Below are 22,777 nucleotides of genomic sequence, written 5' to 3' on the forward strand. Positions count from 1 at the left end.
TGAAAAGGACCCGTTCAATGAACACCGCACACGCTCAGCACGCCGCACCTGCGACATGTTGAGGTCTGGTTTCAACCGCAGCGAAGAAATTCGCACCCTGCTACTGCTTGGCTGGCCGATCATGGTAGCTCAGCTGGCTCAGAGTGCCATCGGCTTTATCGACACCCTGATGGCTGCTCGTGCGGGAGCCAACGACCTTGCGGCCATTGCACTTGGCAGTAGCCTCTGGTTGCCATTGTTTCTGGCACTGGGCGGTATACTGATGGCCACCACTCCGCTGGTTGCCCACCTGATAGGCGCCCATCGCGAGCGCCGCAGCCGCCAGGTGCTGCAGCAGGCCGTATGGATTGCGCTGCTGTTGAGCCTGCTGGGGGTCCTGCTGTTGCGCAACCCAGGCCCGATACTCGAATTGCTGCAGTTGGAAGCCCGACTGGAGCAGACTACACGCGACTACCTTGATGCAATAAGCTGGGGATTCCCTGCTTTTCTGCTCTATCAAGTGGTACGCAGCTACAGTGAAGGCTTTGGCAAAACCCATCCGGTCATGCGCATCGCCGTACTGGGCATGCTCTGTAATATCCCGCTCAACTATGTACTGATTTTCGGCAAGCTGGGGCTGCCGGAAATGGGAGGTGTTGGTTGCGGCTATGCCAGCGCCGTTGTGATGTGGGTCATGCTGCTGACCGGCATTGCCTACCTGCTGCGCAGCCCCCGCTTCAGGCCACTGCGTCTTTACAGTCACTGGCAGCGCCCCAAAGGCAGTGTGATTCTGACATTCCTTCGGCTCGGCCTGCCGATCGGCTTTGCATTGCTGATTGAGGTCAGCATGTTCTGCGTGTTGGCGCTGCTGCTGGCCCCGCTGGGCGAGACGGTGATCGCCGCCAACCAGATCACCATTAGCTATACTGGCATGATCTTCATGGTACCACTCAGCATTGCAATGGCACTGACCATCCGTGTAGGCCAGCTTGTCGGGGCCGGTCAAGGCGATGCCGCACGACATGCCGTGATCACTGGCGTTATGATCACCCTGACCATCGCCCTGGTCAGCAGCTCACTTTCACTACTGTTGGCCGAGTCCATTGTAGGACTCTACACTGACCGTGAAGCGATTATTGGCCTGGCCGCCACCCTGATCAGTATTGCGGCCGTTTTTCAGTTTTCCGATGCACTTCAGGTCAGTGCAGCCGGCGCCTTGCGTGGCTACAAGGATACGGCCGTCCCCCTGCTGATGGTGTTCATTGCTTATTGGCTGATCGGCCTTCCGGTCGGGTATGTACTGGGATTCACTCAATGGCTGACAGCGCCACAGGGGGCAGCCGGACTCTGGTATGGACTGCTGATCGGGCTCAGCGTCGGTGCCGTACTACTGACAACACGCCTGGTCAGGATTGCACGTCATGCGGATGTTGATAGCAACTCTGGCGCTGCTTCTGTTGAGCGCCTGCAGCACTGAAAATCCCCAGACGCGATTGGAGGACTATGCCAGTCGCGTTGCCAATGCCATCGATTACCCCATCAATCTGGAGCTTGATACAACCATACCGCCTTACCCTCAAGCACGAGAGCGACTGCTTGATATACCTGAGCTGAGAGAGGGCGTTGTGAATGTGTTTGATCTGCGTCGCTGCGGTCTGATGGAGTTGATCGGAGAGCGCAACAGCTCACTGGGCAAACTGGCATTGCCATCGCAGCGCTTGCTCTATGAGCTGCGTTTTTTGCCACCGTTGCGCCACTGTATACATGAGCTTCAACAGCAGCCGAAACGTGACACAAGCGAAAATGAGCTGCTTGAACGGCTGCAGCACATCGAACAGGTCAAACGCCAGCAGCTGCCACGGGTACTGAGTAACGCCATTTTCAATTCCAGCGAAATGGTCTCCCAATTTTCACGCACTCACCCTGCATTAGAGATGAAACAGGCTCAGCAATCCGGAGCGCTCCAGCCCCCTCTGCAGCGTTTCGAGCAACTGCTTAGAATGAGCCAACAGCCTGACTGGTCTCTGCCTTCCTGGAGCGACCAACTTGAGCAATCCTACTTCGAACTTCATACCCGTCCCTTCGGCGCACCCTGGCTGAAAAGTCTGAATATGCTCACCCAAACACTGGACCAGACCGCCAGCGCCATCAATGCTCGGCTCGATGAGCGCCCGATCTGTTTCAATAATCGCCCCAACAACCGAGCGCGTATCATTCAGTCCGTATTGAACGGTTGGTACGCAAGCGAACTGCAACCGATGATGTCCGCTCTGCACCGCAGCGGTGAACAATGGCGCAACGGCCTTGAACCTCTCTACACAGAACTGCCAACCAGCCCGGCCCTGAAGCACTATTTTCAGGCAACATTGTCTGATCACCATAACAGCCTGTGGCAACAGTACATCCGGGCACGAGACCGCCATACCGACGCCTGGCAGCGCCTGCTCAGTCAATGTGGCTTGATGCCTGGTCACTCTGTTCAGGATGACGCTTGAGCGGCGCGCGTTTTTCAACCATCATGAACTGATAAGACCATTAATGGGAAGCCCCGTTTGAGCAACATCCTCATGTGCCTGCGCAGACCCGGACGCTGTCTGTATCGGTGCTGCGTTGCAGCCCTGTTCGCCGGTCTCACACTGCTAGCCACTGCCGACCAGCCCCAACTGCTTTCAGATGCCAGCATTGAAGGCTACCGTGAGCTGTATGGAGAACAGGCAGCACGCAGGCTGACGGCCTGGCAAAACCTGATACGCGAAGGCAACCAGTTGAGCGAACCGGAGAAACTGGAACGGGTTAACCGATTTTTCAATCAGGTGCGTTTTTTGGATGATATTGCTCACTGGGGTAAGGAGGACTATTGGGCGACGCCGGTGGAGTTCCTGATCAGCAATGGCGGTGACTGCGAGGATTTTTCAATCGCCAAGTACTACACACTAAGGGTGATGGGTGTCGCTGAAGAGCGTTTGAGCCTGAGCTACGTCAAGGCCCTTGAGCTGAACCAGGCACATATGGTGCTGACCTACTACCCCAGCCCCACCGCCATGCCGCTGGTACTGGACAATCTGATCAACTCGATTCGCCCAGCCAATGAGCGCCCAGACCTGCTGCACGTCTATACTTTTAACGGTGAAAGCCTCTGGCTCAGCAAGAAAGGCCAGCGAGCTGAGCTGGTGGGTACATCCGATCGCCTCAAGCCATGGGTACAACTGCAGTCACGCATGGAAAACAACCGGGTCAACATTCAACAGTCGCAGGAGCGCCAATAATGTCCCTTACCAACCAACTGATCGCTGCCGTATTCACCGTATTGCTGGGGCTGGTTCTGGGCACCGTATACCTCCTTTCGGACAGCTCGCGCGACACACTGGTACGCCAGCTCGAATCGCATGCCGAAGATGGCGCCACTCATCTCGGACTGTACCTCGCACCTTATATGCAGCAATCCGACAGCGCGACCATCGCAACCGCCGTCAATGCCATTTTCGATAGTGGCTTCTACCAGCAGATTGAAGTGACCGGAAAGGATGGCTCGGTTCTGTATAGCAAGAGCTACAATCCGGAAGCCGCAGTCAATGCTCCGGATTGGTTCATCAGCATGATGCGCATCACGCCGCCCGCCATGTCTCGCGCCATCGCCTATCAATGGCAACAGGTCGGTGAGATCCATGTGCGCAGCCGTGCTGGATATGCCTATGAGCGACTGTGGGCCGGGGTGCGCGATACGATGCTGCTGTTCAGCGTACTCGCTCTGGTTTCTGCACTGCTCCTGACACTGCTGCTGCGCTTTATCATGCGCCCTCTACACGGGGTGGAGCATCAGGCAATGGCACTTGCCCGGCGCGAATATATCGAACAACCTGACCTTCCACGAACCCGCGAACTGCGACGCGTTGTTATCGCCATGAACCTGATGGTGAAGCAGGTACAACACATGTTCGAGGAACAGAACCGAAATATTGAGGCCCTTCGCAGCACAGCCTACCGTGACAGCCTCACAGGCTTGAATAATCGTCGCGCCCTGCTGGCCCAGATTCAGGAGCATCTGGAATACCGCCAGGACTTTGGCCCCGCATCACTACTGCTGTTCCACCTGAGAGACCTGCAGCAGGTTAACCGTGATCTCGGTGAAGATGCCGCCAACCATCTGATCAAGGCATGTGCCAGCATGATCGAAGACCTTGGACAATCCACGGGACTCAGTATCACCGGTCGACTCGGTGGCGCTGACCTGGTACTACTGGCAAGGCAGCGCAACTTCGATGACTGGCAACGCCGCCTGCAACCCGGCCTGATGCAGATCAACACTCTGTATGAACAGCTCAGCAAGAAGGACGCGACACCCTCGATACTGTGCATTGGCATCGCCTCCGGTCATGACCACTGTTCACCTGAGCAGCTGATGTCACAGGCGCGCCTGGCTGTTAACGAAGCCGAGGCAGGTCATGATGCAGTGGTGCACTATCACGCACGCCAGAGCCAGCATACCTGGTCCGAGCAATGGCAGTCTCACGTGGCCAATGCAATTAACAATGAGCAAATCTTCCTGCAACACCAGATCCTTAAGTCAACCAAGCAGGAAGCGATTCATGCAGAGGTGTTTGCCCGCATTCTGAACCTCGATAATGAACCTTGCAGCGCCGGCGAATTCATCAGCGTAGCGCTGGATCTCGGCCTGATGGAACGAATCGATCGCGCCATCGTCAGACAGGCTCTGAATTACCTGAGCCACAACCCAGGCGCACCCGCACTCAGTCTCAACCTGGCAAACCAGACACTGGAACACCCGCCCTTTGTGCCCTGGTTGCTTGAGCAACTCAGCGCCAGCTCACACCGAGGACGGCTCAACATTGAAATTAACGAGACCGCAATTCTGGCACATCAGGAATCGATTCTATCCCTGCGTCGTTCAGTACAGCAGCTCGGGGTCAGCTTTGGCGTGGACAACTTCGGCACACACCCCAACGGCTTCAGTTACCTCTATGCATTGAGACCCGACTACCTCAAGATTGATGGTTCACTGATTCGACAGCTGGATCACAGCGAGGAGGATCGTTTCTTTGTCAGTAGCCTGATAAGCGTAGCGCACAGTTTGGAAATAAAGGCCTACGCCGAGCATGTAGAGCGCCCAATGCAGCAGCAGTTGCTGGAAGAGATGCAAATCGATGGCACTCAGGGCTATCTGTATGGCGCTCCGACTCCGCTCCCTTGACGGTCAGAAATGCTGGCGTACCCAGCGGACCAGGCTGACCTGGTCCATGGCACCTGCCTGCCGCGCCACCTCCTGTCCGCCCTGCAGTAGCAATAGCGTTGGAATACTGCGGATCTGGTAGCGTGCCGACAGGTTTTGACACTGCTCGGTATTGATCTTGACCAGACGACATGCAGGCTCCAGCTCGGCAGCCGCACGTTCGAATACCGGTGCCATCATCTTGCAGGGACCGCACCATGATGCCCAGAAATCAACCAGAACCGGCAGGTCCGTATTGGCCTGAACACGAGCAAAAGCGGTTTCATCGAGCTCAAGCGGAGTAGCCATGAACAGCGGTTGGTGACAGCGACCACAGGCAGGTTTCTGTGTGAGCCTGGAAGCGGGAATGCGATTTGTTGCCAAACAGGAAGGGCAGGAAATATGAAGAGAGTCAGACATGGATTGGCCTCCAAAATATTAAAATTGTCTAATAATCTGGAGGCGGCACATCGCTATTTCAAGTATTAACGACCCTTGAGGTTAACCAACGCCTCAAGTTTCCGGCTAAGGCGGTCGTCCTTTTGCTGTTTGCGCGCTTCCTGTTCCTTCATCCGCTCCTGTTTTTGCCGCTCCTTGCGCTCAGCCTGAATCTCTTTCAGGCGTGCCGCCGCATGCTCAGCTTCTGCAGCCGTCACGCTGCCTGCCATTTCACCAGCCAGGTCGACACGGTCAACCCCTTCCTTCACGCTACGCAGGTAATGGATCGAACGCACATAAGTTGCCAGCGCACGCTTGATTCTGTTGCGAGCCAGTTTGTCATCAGCGATCAAGTCCTCCTGAATACCGATCTTGAGCGGTCGAACGTTGTCACGACTGAAAGTCTGCGGGTAGGCTTCGATCAGTTGTTCCAGAGCCGCCTGATTGGCTGCCCTATTCTTGGAGCGATTCTTGCTGTTGGCCGTCTGATTCACTGTTTCACTCTCTGTTGTCCGGGGTCCCGTCCGACTGCCCTGCTGCTCTGCAGCCGACAGCCTTTGATCACACTCCTGCAGCAGAGACTCTATCTGTTGCTGCAGATGATTCAGTTCTGACACTCAGCCAGCCCCTTTGCGAATTAAATACTCGAAACTATGCATATCCACTACCCGCTGCTTTACGAGCTCATGTCCGAGAAAAGCGCAGAACTTTGGTATGTCGCGTTGGGTAGATGGATCTGTGGCCAACACCCTCAGCAACTCTCCTGCCTGCATCTCCCGCACCTTGTTGTGAAGCATCATTACCGGCTCAGGACACAGCAGGCCGCTGGCATCCAGCAGGCGGTCAGCAACAGGGTCACTCATGGATTACAACTACCTTGAATTACAAAGCGCTATTGTCGCAAATTAAATCCGGGCGCGGAACCGCTCATACAGGCTTGCGCACGCCTTGGAAGCGATTATCCTGATATAAACACCATCTCTCAAGGAGTCATGCCATGATTCGTGTTCTGATTGAGCGCCACGTCGCCGATGAACTGGAACTTCATTACGACCGGGTAGCACGTGAAACCCTGCAGAAAGCCATGCACGTCCCCGGCTTCATCTCTGGCGAGGCACTGCATAATGTTGACAGCCCCAACCACCGACTGATTCTGGCCACCTATCGCAGTGAAAACGATTGGCTGCAGTGGTACCACTCGGAAGAGCGCCGCGAAATGATGGAGCAGATCGCCCTCATGCTGGAGGGCGAAGAGAAGATTACGGTATTTGCTCACTGAAGCCTCTCAGGGTTCCAGTGACAGCCAGCAGGTGATCTCTTCTCTATCGTGGTAGAGCTGCCGCGCCTGCAGTCGGAACCCGATACCTGCATTGGCCAGGGAGTCGCGCAGATAGCCAAGGCAGCTTTCAGTTTCAGCAAAACGTTGCTTCATCGGTAGCTTGAGGTTGAAAATTGCATGCCGGCACCAACCGTTTTCGGCCCAGTGCAACACCAACTCGGTCACGCGCGCTGGCTTGTCAACAATGTCGCATACCATCCAGTCAACCGGCTTGGGTGGCACAAAGGTAAATGCATCTTCACGCCGGTGTTCAACCTGCCCACACTCCATCAAGTCAGGGCTCATTGGGCCATTGTCGACAGCAATGACAAACATGTTCTGCTTCACCAGCTGCCATGTCCACCCTCCGGGGGCCGCGCCTAAATCGACCGCTCTCAACCCTCCACCAAGCAGCTCATCCTGCCGCTGTGCCGGTATAAAGTAGCGCCAGGCTTCTTCCAGCTTGAGCGTTGAGCGACTGGGAGCCTGCTGAGGAAACTTCAGCCGGAGAATACCCATAGACCAGGGTGAACTGTTACCTATCGGTGCGGCGCCAAGCCAGAGCGTACGGCCATCAAGCACCAACATATGCAAGCGCCAGTCGGCACGACGCTTGCGTTCAAGCAGAATCGACTCACGTCGCAACGCCTGCGACAGGGCTGAGCCAAATTTGCGCGCAAAACTCTGCAGCTCACGCCCTTCAGTGGTATCCACCACTTCAGCAACCAGCTCACTTGCAACAGGCAGGCTACCGGCACTGGCCAGAATCGGCGTAATGCGATCATCCGCAGGAAGCTGCTCGAACAGTGGTAAAGCCGCAAACCACTGTCGAGTGAAAATCAGGTCGCGAAAACGCAGCCGCTGAATCGCATCAGTCGCACCATCGGGTTGCTGACAGTGAAATACCACATAGGCCTGCCCTGTTTCGAAACGTGGATAGCCATAAATACCCATGTCAGAAAGACGAGTGGAAATTTCAGCTGCGCACTCCTTCTCGAATCCGGCACGGCAATACAGTACCAGCGTATTGAATTCACTCATTACTTTCTCCTGACTCGGTGGGCGCACTATAGTAATCCTTTAGTCTGATAACAACAGAAGCCATCGCACAGTGGCATGGAAAATGACCTCAAAAAAAGCGCTTGATCCATATCAAGCAAAAGATCAAATCAACACTCGAGTTCAGCGAAAGACCATTGAAAACCGTGCTTCTGAAGCATAAACCGCTTTACCACGACAGCACACAAAACCAATTACCAAATTAAATTCAAACAGTTACAAAAAACCGTCTTTTTTGATCGGGTATATAATGAAGATAAATGCCCCCTGCGACAATAAACCACAGTTAAAGGTTCCATCGCATTGAAATGGCGTGGGTATTCCCAGATAATTGCGGGTGGAACTCTTCTTACTACTATTAGCTTGTTGATGAGAGCCTGACATGAGCACTGCAACTGAACACCCGACTTACAACTACAAAGTCGTGCGCCAGTTCGCCATCATGACGGTGGTCTGGGGCATCGTCGGTATGGGCGTCGGCGTTTTGATCGCCGCCCAGCTGGTGTGGCCTGCACTGAACTTTGATATTCCCTGGTTGACCTACGGACGTATTCGTCCGTTACACACCAACGCGGTAATCTTCGCGTTTGGTGGCTGTGCACTTTTTGCCACTTCCTACTATGTGGTGCAGCGCACCTGTCAGACCCGTCTTTTTTCGGACGGCCTGGCTGCGTTCACTTTCTGGGGATGGCAGGTCGTGATTCTGGCAGCCGCTGTTACCCTTCCGCTGGGTCTGACCTCCGCCAAGGAGTACGCAGAACTGGAGTGGCCGATCGACATTTTGATCGCCGTGGTTTGGGTCAGCTATGCCATTGTCTTCCTGGGCACTGTCAAGAACCGCAAGACGTCTCACATTTATGTGGGTAACTGGTTCTACATGGCGTTCATCATCACCGTTGCGGTGCTGCATATCGTCAACAGCATGGCGATGCCGGTATCCCTGACCAAATCATACTCCATGTACCCGGGTACCGTGGATGCGATGGTTCAGTGGTGGTATGGCCACAACGCGGTAGGTTTCTTCCTGACTGCAGGCTTCCTGGGCATGATGTACTACTTCGTACCCAAGCAGGCCGAGCGTCCGATCTACTCTTACCGTCTGTCCATTGTTCACTTCTGGGCGCTGATCGCAACCTACATGTGGGCCGGTGGTCACCACCTGCACTACTCTGCCCTGCCTGACTGGACTCAGTCTGTTGGCATGGTCATGTCACTGATCCTGTTGGCTCCCTCTTGGGGCGGTATGATCAACGGCATGATGACCCTGTCCGGCGCCTGGCACAAACTGCGTACCGACCCGGTACTGCGCTTCCTGGTGGTATCTCTGTCCTTCTATGGTATGTCTACCTTCGAAGGCCCGATGATGTCCATCAAGACCGTCAACGCCCTGTCACACAACACTGACTGGACCGTTGGCCACGTACATGCTGGCGCTCTGGGTTGGGTTGCGATGATCTCCATTGGTGCCGTGTACCACATGATCCCGAAACTGTTCGGTAAGGCTCAGATGTACTCTGTTGGCCTGATCAACACACACTTCTGGCTCGCAACCATCGGTACCGTGCTGTACATCTGCTCCATGTGGGTTAACGGTATCCTGCAGGGTCTGATGTGGCGTGCAGTTAACGAAGACGGCACTCTGACCTACAGCTTCGTCGAAGCGCTTGAAGCCAGCCACCCGGGTTACCTGGTGCGTTGGATCGGCGGCATGTTCTTCCTGACCGGTATGCTGCTGATGGCCTTCAACGTTTGGCAGACCGTTCGCAGCGGCAGCTCCGTCAAGGCAGCTGAACCCTCTGCGCAAGCGGCCTGATTGAGACGAGGAGCAGAAGAAAATGATCAAACACGAAACGATTGAAAAGAACATCGGCCTCATGATCCTGCTGATCATTATCGTGATCAGCGGCGGTGGCCTGGCGGAAATCGTTCCGCTGTTCTTCCAGAGCTCTACCACCAAGCCGATTGATGGTCTGCGTACCTATTCGGCTCTGGAGCTTGAAGGCCGTGACATCTACATCCGTGAAGGCTGTCACGTCTGCCACACTCAGATGATTCGCCCGTTCCGTGCTGAAACCGAGCGTTACGGTCACTACTCCACCGCTGACGAACACGTATGGGAACACCCATTCCTGTGGGGTTCCAAGCGTACCGGTCCTGATCTGGCCCGCGTAGGTGGACGTTACTCTGATGACTGGCAGCGCGCGCACCTCTACAACCCGCGTGATGTGGTTCCTGAATCAAAAATGCCTGCCTACCCCTGGCTGTTTGAAAACCGTCTGAGTGGCAAGGAAACGGCAGCGAAGATGGAAACTCTGCGCAAGCTGGGGGTACCGTATACAGATGAACAGATCAGCGCTTCCCGTGAAGAAGTAGCAGGTAAACCCGAGATTGACGCTCTGGTCGCCTACCTGCAGTCACTGGGTAAAACACACTCTGTTTACACCAACAAGCGGTAATTTTCAGTGAGTTACGAGGTTTATGGTCCTTACATACCGGTCATAATGCTGATCACCTTCATCGGCCTTTTCATCTGGGTTCTCCTGCCGGGGAACAAGAAAAGGTTCGATGAGGCCTCCCAGCTTCCTTTTGCTGATGAAGAACAGCACAAGAAAAGCGAAGAGGAGCAGGGCCGACCGGAAGAGACCCATAACAGGAGAGACGACAAATGAGTGCTTTCTGGAGCGCGTGGGTAACAGTCATCACCTTGGCCGTTATTTTCGGCTGTACATGGCTGCTGCTGGCTACCCGCAAAAGCGAAAAATTCAAGGAAACGACCGAGAACACCCTGGGTCACGAGTTTGACGGTATCGAAGAATATGACAACCCCCTGCCGCAGTGGTGGTTTTACATGTTCGTCGCAACCGTGATCTTCGGCCTTGGCTACCTTCTGCTTTACCCGGGCCTTGGTAACTTCAAAGGTCTGCTTGGCTGGTCTTCTCACGGTCAGTGGGAAGAAGAGATGCAGCATGCCGAAGAGGTATACGCCCCGGTGTTCGCCAAGTATGCCGCTCTTTCCATTGAAGAGTTGCAGAAGCCGGAGAACGAAGGCGGTCTCAAGATGGGACAGCGCATGTTTGCCAACAACTGTTCCGTTTGTCATGGCGCTGCCGGCACCGGTGCGGTTGGCTTCCCCAACCTTACTGACAACGACTGGCTTTACGGTGGCGAGCCCGCCACCATCAAGCACACCATCACTCAGGGTCGTAACGGCGGTATGCCTGCATGGGCCGATGTACTGGGTGAAGACGGTGTGCGTGACGTGGCCAGCTATGTCATGACTCTGAGCGGCAAGGAAGCCGTGGCCGGTACTGATGTGACCAACGGACAGAAACAGTTCCAGGCTCTGTGTACTGCCTGCCATGGCGCTGAGGGCAAGGGCATGCACGCTTTGGGTGCTCCCAACCTGACTGATGACACTTGGCTCTACGGCGGCAACTTTACTCAGATTGCTCACACCATCCGTGTGGGTCGATTTGGGGTGATGCCTGCTCAGAAAGATCTTCTGTCTGAAGACAAGATCCACCTGATCACAGCATACGTCTACAGCCTGTCCAATAAATAAGCACTGGACAAGCACCAAAAAAAGGCGACATGATTCAAGTCATGTCGCCTTTTTTATTAGCGGCTTAGTATAATATTCGACGCTCCTAATGGAGCGCATGGACCTGTCGACACAACCAGCAGTAGGTACTGGCATGAATCAGATACCGGTAAAGGACGTAACCCCGGGCAAAAAAGGCAAAAAAGAGGCCGAATCCTATAACCTCTATGCCAAGCGGGAACACATTTACGTCAAGTATTACAAAGGCTTCTTCAAAAACTTCCGTACCATCTCCGGTTTCATCATGCTGGCGATGTTTTACGGCGCCTCTTGGCTTCAATACGATGGCCGACAGGCCATCCTGTTTGATCTGCCCAACCGGCAATTTCATATTTTCGGCATGACTTTCTGGCCCCAGGATTTCATGCTGCTCTCCTGGCTGCTGATTATTCTGGCTTTTACTCTGTTTTTCGTAACAGTTTTTGCAGGGCGCCTCTGGTGCGGTTATGCCTGTCCCCAGTTTGTCTGGACCTGGCTCTTTATCTGGGCCGAGCGTATCACCGAAGGCGACCGCAACAAGCGCATGCGGCTTGATAAACAACCCATGTGCGCTGAAAAGTTCCTGCGTAAGAGCGCCAAACATGCCATCTGGATTATCATCGCCGTCGCCTCGGCTATAGCATTTGTCGGTTATTTTTCTCCAATCCGTGAGTTGGTACCCGATGTTTTAGCGTGGGATTTGGGGCCATGGGAAACTTGGTGGCTGGCGTTCTTAAGCGTAGCTACCTATGGTAACGCTGGCTGGCTGCGTGAGCAGGTATGTATCTACATGTGCCCCTATGCCCGCTTCCAGAGCGTCATGTTCGACCAGGATACCCTCATTATCTCCTACGATGAGAAGCGTGGAGAACCTCGTGGCAGCCGCAAAAAAGGGGTCGACAAAGAAGCGGCCGGCCTGGGCGACTGTATCGACTGCTATGCCTGCGTTCACGTCTGCCCAGTCGGTATTGATATACGTGACGGCTTGCAGTACGAATGCGTGGCCTGTGGTGCCTGCGTTGATGCCTGCGATGACATGATGGAGCGTGTCGGCTATGAACCCGGGCTTGTACGCTACACCACTGAACACGCCTTGAACGGCAACACAACCAAGCTATTGCGCCCCCGTCTGATCGGTTACTTTGTTGCATTGATGGTGATGTTTGGTGCCTTCATCTGGGCCATCGGCGACCGCGTTCCGCTTGAAGTTGACGTGATCCGTGATCGTGGCCAGCTGTACACCACAACACCGTCCGGCATGATCGAGAACGTTTTCACACTCAAGATCGCCAACAAGGAGCAGATAGACCACAGCTACCGCATCGAAATTGATGGTCCGGAAGGACTGAACATGATCTCGACAGATACTGTGACAGTAAAGGCTGGAGAGCTTCTGACATACCCTGTCAGGGTTCAAATAGAACCGGGGCAGCTGAGTCAGGCCAACACTCCTTTCAGCTTTACTGTCGAGGCCGCTGAAGATCCTTCAATCCATATTGAAACTGAAAGCCGTTTCCTGGGTCCCACTCCACAGCGATAGTGCTTCATTCGGCTTAATTAGGTTAGAATAACGGCCGGTTCATTCCGGCCGTTTCCATTCAAGGAGTGTCATGAATACACACGCAACTCCCCCCGCCCCCTGGTACAAGCAGCCCTGGCTCTGGTTCATCTTGGCGCCACTGATTGCGGTGTTCATCTATGCTTCATTTTTCATGTACATTGCAGTAACCACCAGCGACGGCATTGTTAAGGAAGACTATTACAAGGTCGCCCGCGGAATGAATATCGACACATCCAAATCTGATGCAGCAAGCAGACTGGGACTTGAAGGCACCCTCAACTTTGATACCGTAACCGGTGATATCAACCTGCGCCTGAGTGGTATGCTGACAAGCTTCCCGCAGACTCTCAGTCTGAATATCATTCATCCAACCCATCAGAAATTTGACCAAATCCTGATTCTGAAAAGCGTTGATGGCAAAGGCATCTATTCCGGCAGCCTCACTGCAGGTCTGATCGGAAAACGCTACCTTTCCCTGTCTCCTGCCGACGAAAGTTGGCAGCTGCGCCAGGAAATGGTACCGCCTTATTCTGAACTGATTAGCCTTACGCTCACTGCGCAATGAGCCAGCCATGACCGCACAGCAGCCCCCGGCGCGCACGCCCTGTTATCACTGTGGCCTGCCTGTTCCTCGTGGCAGCCAGTACACTGTCAGCATTGAGGGCAAACAACGCTCCATGTGCTGCCCTGGCTGCCAGGCGGTTGCACAGACCATCGTAGATGGGGGGCTGGACAACTTCTATCGCCATCGCGACAGTCAGAGTGCGGACAGTGAGCTGATCCGCACCAACAGCGGTAGCCGGCGCAAGCAAGAGTTGGAGCTGTATGACAACCCCGAAGTGCAAAGCAGCTTTGTACATAACGCCGGGGACGATCAGCGTGAAGCTGTGTTGGTTATTGAGGGCATCACCTGTGCCGCCTGTGTCTGGCTGCTGGAAAAACACCTGACAAGCCAACCCGGTGTTACCGCTGCCAGTGTCAATATGACCACCCACCGTGCCCGTATCCGCTGGCACAGTGGAACCACACGTCTGAGCCACCTGCTGGCAGAAATTGATCGCCTGGGCTACCAGGGCCACCCCTATCAGCCCAACCGCGAAGAGCAGTTGCTTGAGCAAGAGCGTAAACGCGCCGTGCGCCGCCTTGGGGTGGCGGGTGTATGCATGGCTCAGACCATGATGCTCGCCGCAGCACTCTATGCCGGCGAACTCAGCCATTCCATGGACGCCCATATCATCACCCTGATGAACTGGGCATCCATGGTTCTGGCAACCCCCGTAGCGCTTTACTCTTCCGTGCCCTTCTATAAAGCCGCCTGGCGCGACTTGCAAACACGCAGCCTGAGCATGGACGTGCCAGTCGCATTGGCAATTTTGCTGGCCTATTTTGCCAGTGTCTGGTCAACGGTTTCTGGCAGCGGCGATGTCTACTTCGAGTCAGTCACCATGTTCGCCTTTTTCCTGCTGGTCGGGCGTTTCATGGAAATGGCCGCTCGTCATCGAACCGGCAGGGCAGGCAACGCACTGCTTGATCTGCTGCCAACCAGTGCCATTCGCCTTGACGGCGATACCGAAACGCTTGTGCCCGCCACTCAACTGCGAACCGGAGACAGGGTCTTGGTCAAGTCGGGGCATACCATTCCGGCTGATGGCCGTGTTATCGAGGGGCGCAGTTCAGTGGACGAGTCGGCTCTGACCGGTGAGTACCTGCCCCAGTCACGAAGCACTGGCGAACTGGTCATCGGCGGCACTCTCAATATCGAGCACCCGCTTCAGATCGAAGTAACCGAGACGGGCAGTGAAAGCCGCCTGTCCGCCATTGTCCGCATGCTGGATCGGGCCCAGGCAGAGAAGCCGAGCGTTGCTCGCATAGCCGACCGTGTTGCCAGCCAGTTTGTGGCAGCCACGCTTTTGACGGCAGCAGCCGTGGCGGTATTCTGGTACTTTTATGACCCTGCACGCGCATTCTGGGTCACGCTGTCCGTGCTGGTCGTCACGTGCCCCTGCGCCCTTTCACTGGCAACGCCTACCGCCCTGACTGCTGCCACAGGCACTCTACGCCAGCGTGGCATGTTGATCAGTCGCGGGCACGTACTGGAAAGCTTTGCCACGGCAACCCATATTATCTTCGACAAGACCGGTACATTGACCGAGGGCAACCTTAACATTGAGGAGATATGTCCTGTCGGCACACTCGACAGCCAAACACTGTTGAGTATTGCCGCCGCACTCGAAAGCCGTTCCGAACATCCTATTGCCCGTGCCTTTCGTGCCCACGCTGTTCAGGCCGCCACGGATGTACAGGTGCATGTTGGCCAAGGCCTTAGCGGTATGGTTGAGGGCAAGCGCTATCGAATTGGCAAACCCGGTTTTGCCTGCCCTGACGATACGCCTCAACAACCCAAAAGCAGCGGGTTGTGGTTATTGCTTGCAGATGCTGAACAACCACTAGGTTGGTTCCGGCTCGATGATCAGATTCGCCCCGAAGCCGCACAAACACTCACTGAACTGCGCGCACTTGGCCTGACGCCACTAATGCTCACCGGTGATGCCTCCGATGCTGCACAAAAGGTCGCCTCTCATCTTGGAATTGATCAAGTATTCAGCGGTATGAGCCCTGAACAGAAACTGGCACACTTGAACCATCTGAGCCAGCAGGGAGCTGAGATCATTATGGTGGGCGATGGTATCAATGATATCCCCGCACTGGCCGGTGCCCGCACTTCGGTTGCGATGGCCAGTGCAACCGATCTAGCCAAGACCAACGCTGATGCAGTCCTGATTGCCAACGACCTGATGCGATTGGCCGATTGTGTGCGCATGGCACGCAAGACACGCACCATTATCCGTGAGAACCTGAGCTGGGCGCTGCTTTACAACCTTCTTGCCCTGCCCGCTGCAGCCGCCGGCCTGGTGCCACCCTACTGGGCCGCGATCGGCATGTCCGCCAGCTCGCTGGTAGTGGTCGGCAATGCGATGCGACTGAGTCGCCGCCACGTCGTGGCTCAGCCAACCAATGAGGGAGCGGAACGTTAATGGATATTGTTATCCTGTTAATACCCATCGCGATCATTCTGGCAGGTTTTGCGATCTGGGCATTCTTTTGGAGTGTGAACAGTGGTCAATTTGATGACCTTGAGTCACCGGCTCATCGTATCCTCTATGATGATGACGAAGACCTTATTCCCGAGGATGCACGACAGAAAAAGGATAATCCCGAGCCGGAAAACCAGGATCAGGATACCCGTTGAGCATGCCTGAACCCGCCCTTCTTGCTTCCGCCCTGTTGTTTGGCCTCGCCGGCAGCACTCACTGTATCGGAATGTGCGGCGGAATCGCCGGCAGTCTGGCCATGAGCGGCGGTGCGCGAGTCCTTCGCTTTCAACTGGCCTACAATCTTGGTCGCCTGTTCAGTTATGCCCTTGCGGGTGCCTTGATCGGTCAGCTGGGCCAGCTGTTTACTCAAACGGCTGAGCTTACATTGATTCTGCGTAGCGTTGCTGCGCTCATCATGGTTGTGATGGGTTTATACATTGCCGGCTGGTGGCAGGGCGCGGCCTATCTGGAACGAGCCGGAGGTGTTGTTTGGCGCCGGTTACAGCCTTTCACCCACACCCTGCTGCCCGCCGACACCCTGCCCAAGGCGCTGCTCCTGGGCGCACTCTGGGGTTGGTTGCCGTGCGGTCTGGTCTATACGACTCTGCTCTGGGCCGGTACGGTGAGCAACAACAGCCTCACCAGTGCGAGCCTGATGCTGGTATTCGGTGCCGGTACTCTACCTGCTCTACTCACATCGGCGCTCCTGGCACGCCAATTGAAACAGTTATTACAACGCAGTGGTGTAAGACAGGGGGCGGGGCTTTTGGTAATTCTGTTTGGTCTGGCAACCCTGCCATGGACCGGCCTGTTGCACCCGCATTGATATCCATCAACAACCGCCCGGTCACTCTTCCCTATAATGCCCGGCCGGCCAACAAATAGAGGTACTGAGGTGAACAACCAGACAACCATCAGTTGGGATATGGACCTGATCAAGCGTTATGACCTGTCCGGCCCCCGCTACACCTCGTACCCGACTGCGATCCAGTTCGATTCCGGCCTGAGCCCCGAGAAGTTGATCGAAACCGGGCGCTCCACAAGTGACCCTCATGCACCCTTGTCGCTGTATGTGCATATCCCTTTTTGTGCTCACGTTTGCTACTACTGCGCCTGTAACAAGGTGATCACCCGCAACCGCAAGAAAGCTCAGCCCTATCTTGATACTGTTTATCGTGAAATGGCAAAGCTGTCACAGTGGTACCGTGGAGACCGGCAGGTAAATCAGCTGCATTGGGGTGGTGGTACCCCGACGTTTATCAGCGATGATCAAATGCGTGAGCTGATGCAGGCACTGCGCAGCAATTTCAATTTGCGTGATGACGACAAGGGCGACTATTCAATTGAGATTGATCCGCGTGAAGCCAGTGACCAGACTCTGGAGGTTTTGCGCGAGATCGGCTTCAACCGTATCAGTCTTGGTGTACAGGATGTGGATGCACGGGTACAGGAGGCGGTCAATCGCGTCCAGCCCACCGAGATGACCGCGCGCGTACTGCAACGCTCGCGTGAACTGGGATTCAAATCGATCAACATGGACCTGATCTACGGCCTGCCGCATCAAAGCGAAGAAAGCTTTGCCGATACCCTCGACACCGTCATTGCCATGAGCCCTGACCGCCTGTCAGTGTTCAACTATGCGCACCTGCCGGATCGATTCCGCTCACAGAAACACATTCGTGCTGAAGACTTGCCCAGCCCCGAGACCAAGCTCAACATACTGCAAAACAGTATCAATCGCCTGCTTGAGGCCGGTTACGTTTATATAGGCATGGACCATTTCGCCAAGCCCGATGATGAACTGGCCCTCGCCCAGGCGGAAGGCAAGCTTCATCGCAACTTTCAAGGTTACACCACCCATTCCGATTGTGACCTGGTTGCCATGGGCGTATCAGCCATCAGTCAGATTGGCGATGTCTATTATCAGAACGAGCATGATATTGCCGCCTACAGTCAGGCCGTTGCTCAGCAGCAACATGCCGTCAAGCGCGGTGTAACACTGAGCCGTGATGATCATATTCGCCGCGCGGTCATTACTGAGTTGATCTGTCAATTTGAACTGGATGTTGCGGCCGTCGAGCAGCGCTTTGATATTCAGTTTGGCGATTATTTCAATGCCGAGCAGGCTGAACTGCAGCAGTTCAGTACTGATGGCTTGATCGAGTTGTCATCCAGTCGCATTCGCGTGACTGCAGCAGGCCGCCTTCTGATAAGACGCATCTGTATGGCGTTCGATGCCTATATACCGAAACATGAAGCCACACGGAGTTTCTCGCGTATCATCTAAAGTCGAGGCCCGTTAACCGGGCCCGGCGCTTCACCCTCTGGGGTAAATGTTACATAATGCGGGAAAGCACTCGCAGCGTGACGAACCCAACAATAAGGATGACCCCATGGCCGACTGGAAATCTCAAGGAAAGCTTCACAGCCTGCAACAGGTCCATTGCAAGACCTGCAGCCTGAGCTCACTCTGTCTTCCGGTATCGCTTGACCTGACCGAGATCGACCGACTCGATGATATTATCGAGAAAAGCCGCCCGCTCAAGAAAGGTGAACACCTGTTCCATCAGGGTGAACCCTTCAGCTCCGTGTATGCCCTTCGGGCCGGCACAATCAAGAGCTACACGCTCACCAATGAGGGTGAAGAGCAGATCACCGGCTTTTATTTCCCGGGCGAACTGGTCGGCCTGAGTGGATTTGATGCCGAAACCTATCCCATGTCAGCCAAGGTACTGGAAACCACGACCGTCTGTGAGATCCCCTTTGAACGTCTGGATGAGCTTTCAGGCCAACTGCCCGAACTGCGCCGTCAGATGCTGCGCAGCATGAGCAAGGAACTGCGAGATGATCAGCAAATGATGCTGTTGCTGTCGAAGAAAAATGCAGAACAACGCGTGGCAACCTTTCTTCTCAAATTGTCTCAGCGCTTCAAGGCACGCGGGTACTCTGCATCCAACTTCCGTCTGTCGATGTCACGTAACGAGATCGGCAACTATCTGGGCCTGGCCGTGGAAACCGTCAGCCGCATCTTTACGCGCTTTCAAAAGATGGACCTGATGCAAGTGGACGGCAAGGAAGTGGAGCTGACCAACCTGGACGAAATGTATCGTTTGTCTGGCGAGGCACGCCAAGGTGAATGCTCCCAGCATCAGGAAAACCAGACCAGCTGACACCATGACGGGGAAGCTGCCAACATTACCAAGCCCATCCATACGGTTGGCGGTTTATAACCGGGGCCAGTATCACGCCAATAAAAAAGGCATGGCTTCTTTCGAAGCCATGCCTCAAGTTGCACAATGAAGTAGCCATCTCAATGTGTAACCCAACGAAGCCATTACACCCTTAATCCGCCCTCGCAGCATTGAGTTATGTCAATTGAGCGCCTAACCGGGAGATATTTATGTCCTACGATGAGTTTTATGTGAAGTCTGTCATCCGTTCACTGCAGGACTGGCCCGAACCCGGTGTAACCTTTCGCGATGTAACTCCCATTTTCAAAGACCCCAAAGCGATGCGTATGGTGTCGGATGCGTTCATCCAGCGTTATATCGACAGCGATATTACGCATATCGCCTGTATTGACGCTCGTGGCTTCTTGTTTGGCGCGATCCTGGCGCACCAGCTCAACCTGCCGCTGGTACTGGTACGCAAAAAAGGCAAGCTGCCGGGCGAAACCATTCATCAGGAATATACGCTGGAGTACGGTACCGCCGCAGTTGAAATGCAGATTGACTCGGTTGAGTCCGGTGACCGCGTACTTCTGTTCGATGACCTGATTGCTACCGGCGGCACCATTTTGGCCGCCTGCACCCTGATCAAGAAGCTTGGCGCGGAGGTTATCGAGGCCGCCGCCCTGATCGATCTGCCGGACCTGCAGGGCTCAACCCGCATTCAGGAACTGGGCATCCCCGTTTACTCCCTGCTCGCCTACGAAGGCTGCTAAGCTTCCCATCTGATGCACCGGGTACGCCTGCCCGGTGCACACTGTTATACTTCACCCCTTTTGCACCTCTGGAGAGTCCATGCTCTGGTTCCGTAATGCCATTGTCTATCGCTTTGAACCCACCCCGGGGTTTACCCCTGAGCACCTGAGCGAAGCCCTGTCAGAACACCCATTCACTCCCTGTGGCAGCCAGGAACTGAGTCGCAGCGGCTGGAGCGCACCAGTGAGCGAAGCTGACGAGATGCTGGTATTCAGCAGCAACGGCTTCATGCTGATCAACTTGCTGCAGGAAGAGCGCATTCTGCCCGGCAGCGTTGTACGCGAGGCATTGGATGAGCGTGTTGCCCTGATTGAAGCCGAGCAAAGTCGTAAGGTCTACCGCAAAGAGAAGCTGCAACTCAAGGATGAAGTCATTCTGGACCTGCTACCACGCAGCTTTACCCGTCGTCGCCGTACATACGCCCTGCTGATGCCACAGCAGGGCTGGCTGCTGGTGGATGCCTCCTCGCACAAGCGTGCAGAAGATCTGCTGAATCAGCTGCGCCAGGCGCTGGGATCACTCAAGGTACAGCTGGTGCAGACTCAGGTACAGTCCGATAAGGTCATGACAGCCTGGGTACAGGGTGAAACCATGCCACAGGGCTGGGCACTGGAAGATGAATGTGAGTTGCGTGACCCGATGACCGAGGGCAGCAAAATCAGTGTCAAGGGCCAGGAACTGCTGTGTGACGAGATTGCAGCACATATCAGTACCGGCATGCTGGTCAAGCGGTTGGCGTTGGAATGGCAGCAGCAGATCCGGCTGGTCCTGCATGAAGACCTGAGCCTGCACCGCCTGCGCCTGTGCGATGAGTACCGTGATCAGCTCGAAGCCGACACGCCTGAAGAGGCACTCGCGGCCCGTGATACCGAACTGGCTCGCATGGGGCTCGAGTATGCCCGCCTGCTGCCTGAGCTGATCGCGGCGCTTGGAGGCGAGCATGTACAGCGTTAAGGAGATCTTCTATACGCTGCAGGGAGAAGGTGCTCAAGCAGGACGGGCAGCGGTATTCTGCCGTTTTGCCGGCTGCAACCTTTGGTCCGGCCGGGAGCAGGATCGATCTAAAGCAATCTGTGACTTCTGCGACACGGACTTTGTCGGCGTCGATGGACAAAATGGTGGTAAGTTTGCCAGCGCGGCCAAGCTTGCACAGCGGGTTCGCTCGTTCTGGCCGGACGCCCCAGACGGCAAGCCCTACGTTGTCTGCACTGGTGGAGAGCCCGCCCTGCAGCTTGATTCAGATCTGATTGACGCTCTGCACGGCGAGGGTTTTGAGATTGCCATCGAAACCAACGGTACCTGCCCTCTGCCCGAAGGTATAGACTGGATCTGCGTCAGCCCCAAGGCCGGCAGCGAACTGGTTGTACACAGCGGTAACGAGCTGAAGCTGGTCTACCCACAGCCACTGGCTCAACCCGAACGGTTCACTGAAATGCACTTTGACCATTTTTATCTGCAGCCAATGGATGGCCCTCTGCAAACTACCAATATCCGCCGCTGCATCGATTACTGCATGGCGCATCCACAGTGGAAACTGGGTCTGCAGACGCACAAGATCACCGGTATCGACTAATCATTGAATGCGCTGGCGCACCAGCACCAGATCACGGTTGCGCCAACCCACCAGCAGCAAGGCCGGCAATTGCATCAACACCCCGTAGATCAGCGCACTGGCAGACATTTCAGCACTCTGCAGCAAACCGCCCGTCACAAGCAAAGCCGTCCCCGCATTTTGAATTCCCACTTCAATACTCAGGGTCACCTGCTGCGATGCCTGTAACCGCATCAGGCGAGCCAGCAAGTAACCACTGCCCATTGCCAAAAGTGCCAGCAGCAACGCTGCAGGCCCTACAATGGCAACCAGAGCCGGCAAGCGTCCCCAGTTGGCCGCCACAATTCCGGTAACAACCACAACCATAAACACCAGCGACAGTATCTTTACAGGCCCTTTAACCCGTTGGCTGAAGCCAGGGCTGTGGCCACTGACAAGCATGCCCAGTAACACCGGCAACAATGCCACCAGTACCAACTTCATCACCGACTCCAACACAGGAAAATCGGGCAGTACAGCGTCTCCCTGCCAATGACTCAGGGCCATCAACGTCAACAACGGTAGCGAAAAAGGCGTAATCAGGCTTGAAATGGCGGTTAGCGACACCGACAAAGCCGTGTCGCCCCGCGATAACAAGGTTAGCATGTTGGAGGTAGCGCCACCCGGTGCAAAGGTCAGTACCATCAAGCCAACGGCCAACAATGGCGGCAACTCTAGCGCCGTTACCAACATCAGCCCCAGGCAAGGCAGTAACAGCAGCTGTCCCAGCAACCCCACCAGCACAGCGCGGGGTGCCTTGAGCACACGCCGGAAGTCATCAACCCTGAGCGTCATGCCAACCCCCAGCATGATGACAAACAGCGCCAGCGGCAAAAACCATTGGGTCATGACTGAGGTTTGCATTTTCGCTCCCGTGAAGGTCAAAATTCAAAGCAACATCTTAGGTTACTCTCGCCTCTAGGGACAATCGCTCACACAAATTTTA

The 22,777-nt window shown here is 55.1% G+C and carries 24 protein-coding genes; 19 read left to right on the plus strand and 5 right to left on the minus strand.

The features are described from left to right. The first annotated feature begins 55 nt into the window (after positions 1-55). The 4 genes from CFI10_RS10635 to CFI10_RS10650 are packed head-to-tail and all read left to right on the plus strand — an operon-like array spanning position 56 to position 5,188. Positions 56-1,456 (plus strand): MATE family efflux transporter, encoded by a 1,401-nt coding sequence (locus CFI10_RS10635; RefSeq protein WP_091823206.1) that lies wholly within the window; start codon positions 56-58, stop codon positions 1,454-1,456. After that, positions 1,401-2,474: a DUF3080 family protein gene (locus CFI10_RS10640; protein ID WP_206834405.1), complete on the plus strand. Its 1,074-nt coding sequence runs from the start codon at positions 1,401-1,403 to the stop codon at positions 2,472-2,474. The genes CFI10_RS10635 and CFI10_RS10640 overlap by 56 nt, the downstream gene beginning before the upstream one ends. Positions 2,475-2,531: 57 nt before the next feature. Then, positions 2,532-3,245: a transglutaminase-like cysteine peptidase gene (locus tag CFI10_RS10645; protein WP_242529963.1), complete on the plus strand. Its 714-nt coding sequence runs from the start codon at positions 2,532-2,534 to the stop codon at positions 3,243-3,245. After that, positions 3,245-5,188 carry a bifunctional diguanylate cyclase/phosphodiesterase gene (locus tag CFI10_RS10650; RefSeq protein ID WP_206834407.1) on the plus strand — a complete coding sequence of 648 codons (1,944 nt, stop codon included), beginning with the start codon at positions 3,245-3,247 and terminating at the stop codon, positions 5,186-5,188. Before CFI10_RS10645 ends, CFI10_RS10650 begins: the two co-directional genes overlap by 1 nt. A 3-nt stretch (positions 5,189-5,191) precedes the next feature. Here the strand turns inward: CFI10_RS10650 and trxC are convergent, their stop codons facing one another. The 3 genes from trxC to tusA all read right to left on the minus strand — a co-directional run bounded on the left by trxC (position 5,192) and on the right by tusA (position 6,507). Further along, positions 5,192-5,626, minus strand: a complete 435-nt coding sequence (gene trxC, locus CFI10_RS10655) for a thioredoxin TrxC (RefSeq protein WP_206834408.1) — start codon at positions 5,624-5,626, stop codon at positions 5,192-5,194. Positions 5,627-5,691: 65 nt separating this feature from the next. Further along, positions 5,692-6,261 carry a ProQ/FINO family protein gene (locus tag CFI10_RS10660; protein ID WP_091823218.1) on the minus strand — a complete coding sequence of 190 codons (570 nt, stop codon included), beginning with the start codon at positions 6,259-6,261 and terminating at the stop codon, positions 5,692-5,694. Then, on the minus strand, positions 6,262-6,507 hold the full coding sequence (tusA, locus tag CFI10_RS10665) for a sulfurtransferase TusA (RefSeq protein ID WP_206834410.1): 246 nt from the start codon (positions 6,505-6,507) through the stop codon (positions 6,262-6,264). A gap of 134 nt (positions 6,508-6,641) precedes the next feature. Here tusA and CFI10_RS10670 point away from each other — a divergent pair, with 134 nt between their 5' ends. Beyond that, positions 6,642-6,923 carry an antibiotic biosynthesis monooxygenase family protein gene (locus CFI10_RS10670; protein WP_091823223.1) on the plus strand — a complete coding sequence of 94 codons (282 nt, stop codon included), beginning with the start codon at positions 6,642-6,644 and terminating at the stop codon, positions 6,921-6,923. A 6-nt stretch (positions 6,924-6,929) separates the two neighbouring features. On the opposite strand, the gene rlmM is transcribed toward CFI10_RS10670, so the two are convergent. Beyond that, entirely contained in the window at positions 6,930-8,003 is a 1,074-nt protein-coding gene (rlmM, locus tag CFI10_RS10675; RefSeq protein ID WP_206834412.1) for a 23S rRNA (cytidine(2498)-2'-O)-methyltransferase RlmM, read from the minus strand. Positions 8,004-8,403: 400 nt separating this feature from the next. On the opposite strand from rlmM, the gene ccoN reads away from it, so the two are divergent. From ccoN to queE, 14 genes are all read left to right on the plus strand, one after another. Next, a complete protein-coding gene (gene ccoN / locus CFI10_RS10680; protein WP_091823228.1) occupies positions 8,404-9,834 on the plus strand; it encodes a cytochrome-c oxidase, cbb3-type subunit I in 1,431 nt (476 codons plus the stop codon). A gap of 22 nt (positions 9,835-9,856) precedes the next feature. Beyond that, positions 9,857-10,477, plus strand: a complete 621-nt coding sequence (ccoO, locus tag CFI10_RS10685) for a cytochrome-c oxidase, cbb3-type subunit II (protein ID WP_091823231.1) — start codon at positions 9,857-9,859, stop codon at positions 10,475-10,477. A gap of 6 nt (positions 10,478-10,483) precedes the next feature. Continuing rightward, positions 10,484-10,690 (plus strand): cbb3-type cytochrome oxidase subunit 3, encoded by a 207-nt coding sequence (locus CFI10_RS10690; RefSeq protein ID WP_206834414.1) that lies wholly within the window; start codon positions 10,484-10,486, stop codon positions 10,688-10,690. Further along, positions 10,687-11,583: a cytochrome-c oxidase, cbb3-type subunit III gene (gene ccoP, locus CFI10_RS10695; protein WP_206834415.1), complete on the plus strand. Its 897-nt coding sequence runs from the start codon at positions 10,687-10,689 to the stop codon at positions 11,581-11,583. The genes CFI10_RS10690 and ccoP overlap by 4 nt, the downstream gene beginning before the upstream one ends. A gap of 133 nt (positions 11,584-11,716) precedes the next feature. Further along, a complete protein-coding gene (gene ccoG / locus CFI10_RS10700; RefSeq protein ID WP_091823238.1) occupies positions 11,717-13,141 on the plus strand; it encodes a cytochrome c oxidase accessory protein CcoG in 1,425 nt (474 codons plus the stop codon). A 70-nt stretch (positions 13,142-13,211) separates the two neighbouring features. Then, positions 13,212-13,727, plus strand: coding sequence for a FixH family protein (locus tag CFI10_RS10705; RefSeq protein WP_091823241.1), 516 nt, complete (start codon positions 13,212-13,214; stop codon positions 13,725-13,727). Between the two features lie 7 nt (positions 13,728-13,734). Further along, positions 13,735-16,197: a heavy metal translocating P-type ATPase gene (locus CFI10_RS10710; protein WP_206834417.1), complete on the plus strand. Its 2,463-nt coding sequence runs from the start codon at positions 13,735-13,737 to the stop codon at positions 16,195-16,197. After that, a complete protein-coding gene (gene ccoS, locus CFI10_RS10715; protein ID WP_206834419.1) occupies positions 16,197-16,412 on the plus strand; it encodes a cbb3-type cytochrome oxidase assembly protein CcoS in 216 nt (71 codons plus the stop codon). Before CFI10_RS10710 ends, ccoS begins: the two co-directional genes overlap by 1 nt. A gap of 2 nt (positions 16,413-16,414) precedes the next feature. Beyond that, positions 16,415-17,083, plus strand: coding sequence for a sulfite exporter TauE/SafE family protein (locus CFI10_RS10720; protein WP_206834421.1), 669 nt, complete (start codon positions 16,415-16,417; stop codon positions 17,081-17,083). Between the two features lie 69 nt (positions 17,084-17,152). Then, positions 17,153-18,544, plus strand: coding sequence for an oxygen-independent coproporphyrinogen III oxidase (gene hemN / locus CFI10_RS10725; protein ID WP_242529964.1), 1,392 nt, complete (start codon positions 17,153-17,155; stop codon positions 18,542-18,544). 106 nt (positions 18,545-18,650) lie between these two features. Continuing rightward, entirely contained in the window at positions 18,651-19,427 is a 777-nt protein-coding gene (fnr, locus tag CFI10_RS10730; RefSeq protein ID WP_091823256.1) for a fumarate/nitrate reduction transcriptional regulator Fnr, read from the plus strand. Between the two features lie 230 nt (positions 19,428-19,657). Beyond that, the gene (locus CFI10_RS10735) at positions 19,658-20,200 is read left to right on the plus strand and encodes an adenine phosphoribosyltransferase (RefSeq protein ID WP_091823258.1); all 543 of its coding nucleotides are present in this window, start codon (positions 19,658-19,660) and stop codon (positions 20,198-20,200) included. 79 nt (positions 20,201-20,279) lie between these two features. Continuing rightward, positions 20,280-21,194, plus strand: coding sequence for a recombination-associated protein RdgC (locus tag CFI10_RS10740; protein ID WP_206834425.1), 915 nt, complete (start codon positions 20,280-20,282; stop codon positions 21,192-21,194). Further along, positions 21,181-21,813, plus strand: a complete 633-nt coding sequence (gene queE, locus CFI10_RS10745) for a 7-carboxy-7-deazaguanine synthase (RefSeq protein ID WP_091823264.1) — start codon at positions 21,181-21,183, stop codon at positions 21,811-21,813. The genes CFI10_RS10740 and queE overlap by 14 nt, the downstream gene beginning before the upstream one ends. On the opposite strand, the gene CFI10_RS10750 is transcribed toward queE, so the two are convergent. Further along, positions 21,814-22,695 carry a bile acid:sodium symporter family protein gene (locus CFI10_RS10750; protein WP_206834427.1) on the minus strand — a complete coding sequence of 294 codons (882 nt, stop codon included), beginning with the start codon at positions 22,693-22,695 and terminating at the stop codon, positions 21,814-21,816. Between the last annotated feature and the right edge of the window lie 82 nt (positions 22,696-22,777).

Source organism: Marinobacterium iners (assembly GCF_017310015.1).
Lineage (GTDB): Bacteria > Pseudomonadota > Gammaproteobacteria > Pseudomonadales > Balneatricaceae > Marinobacterium > Marinobacterium iners.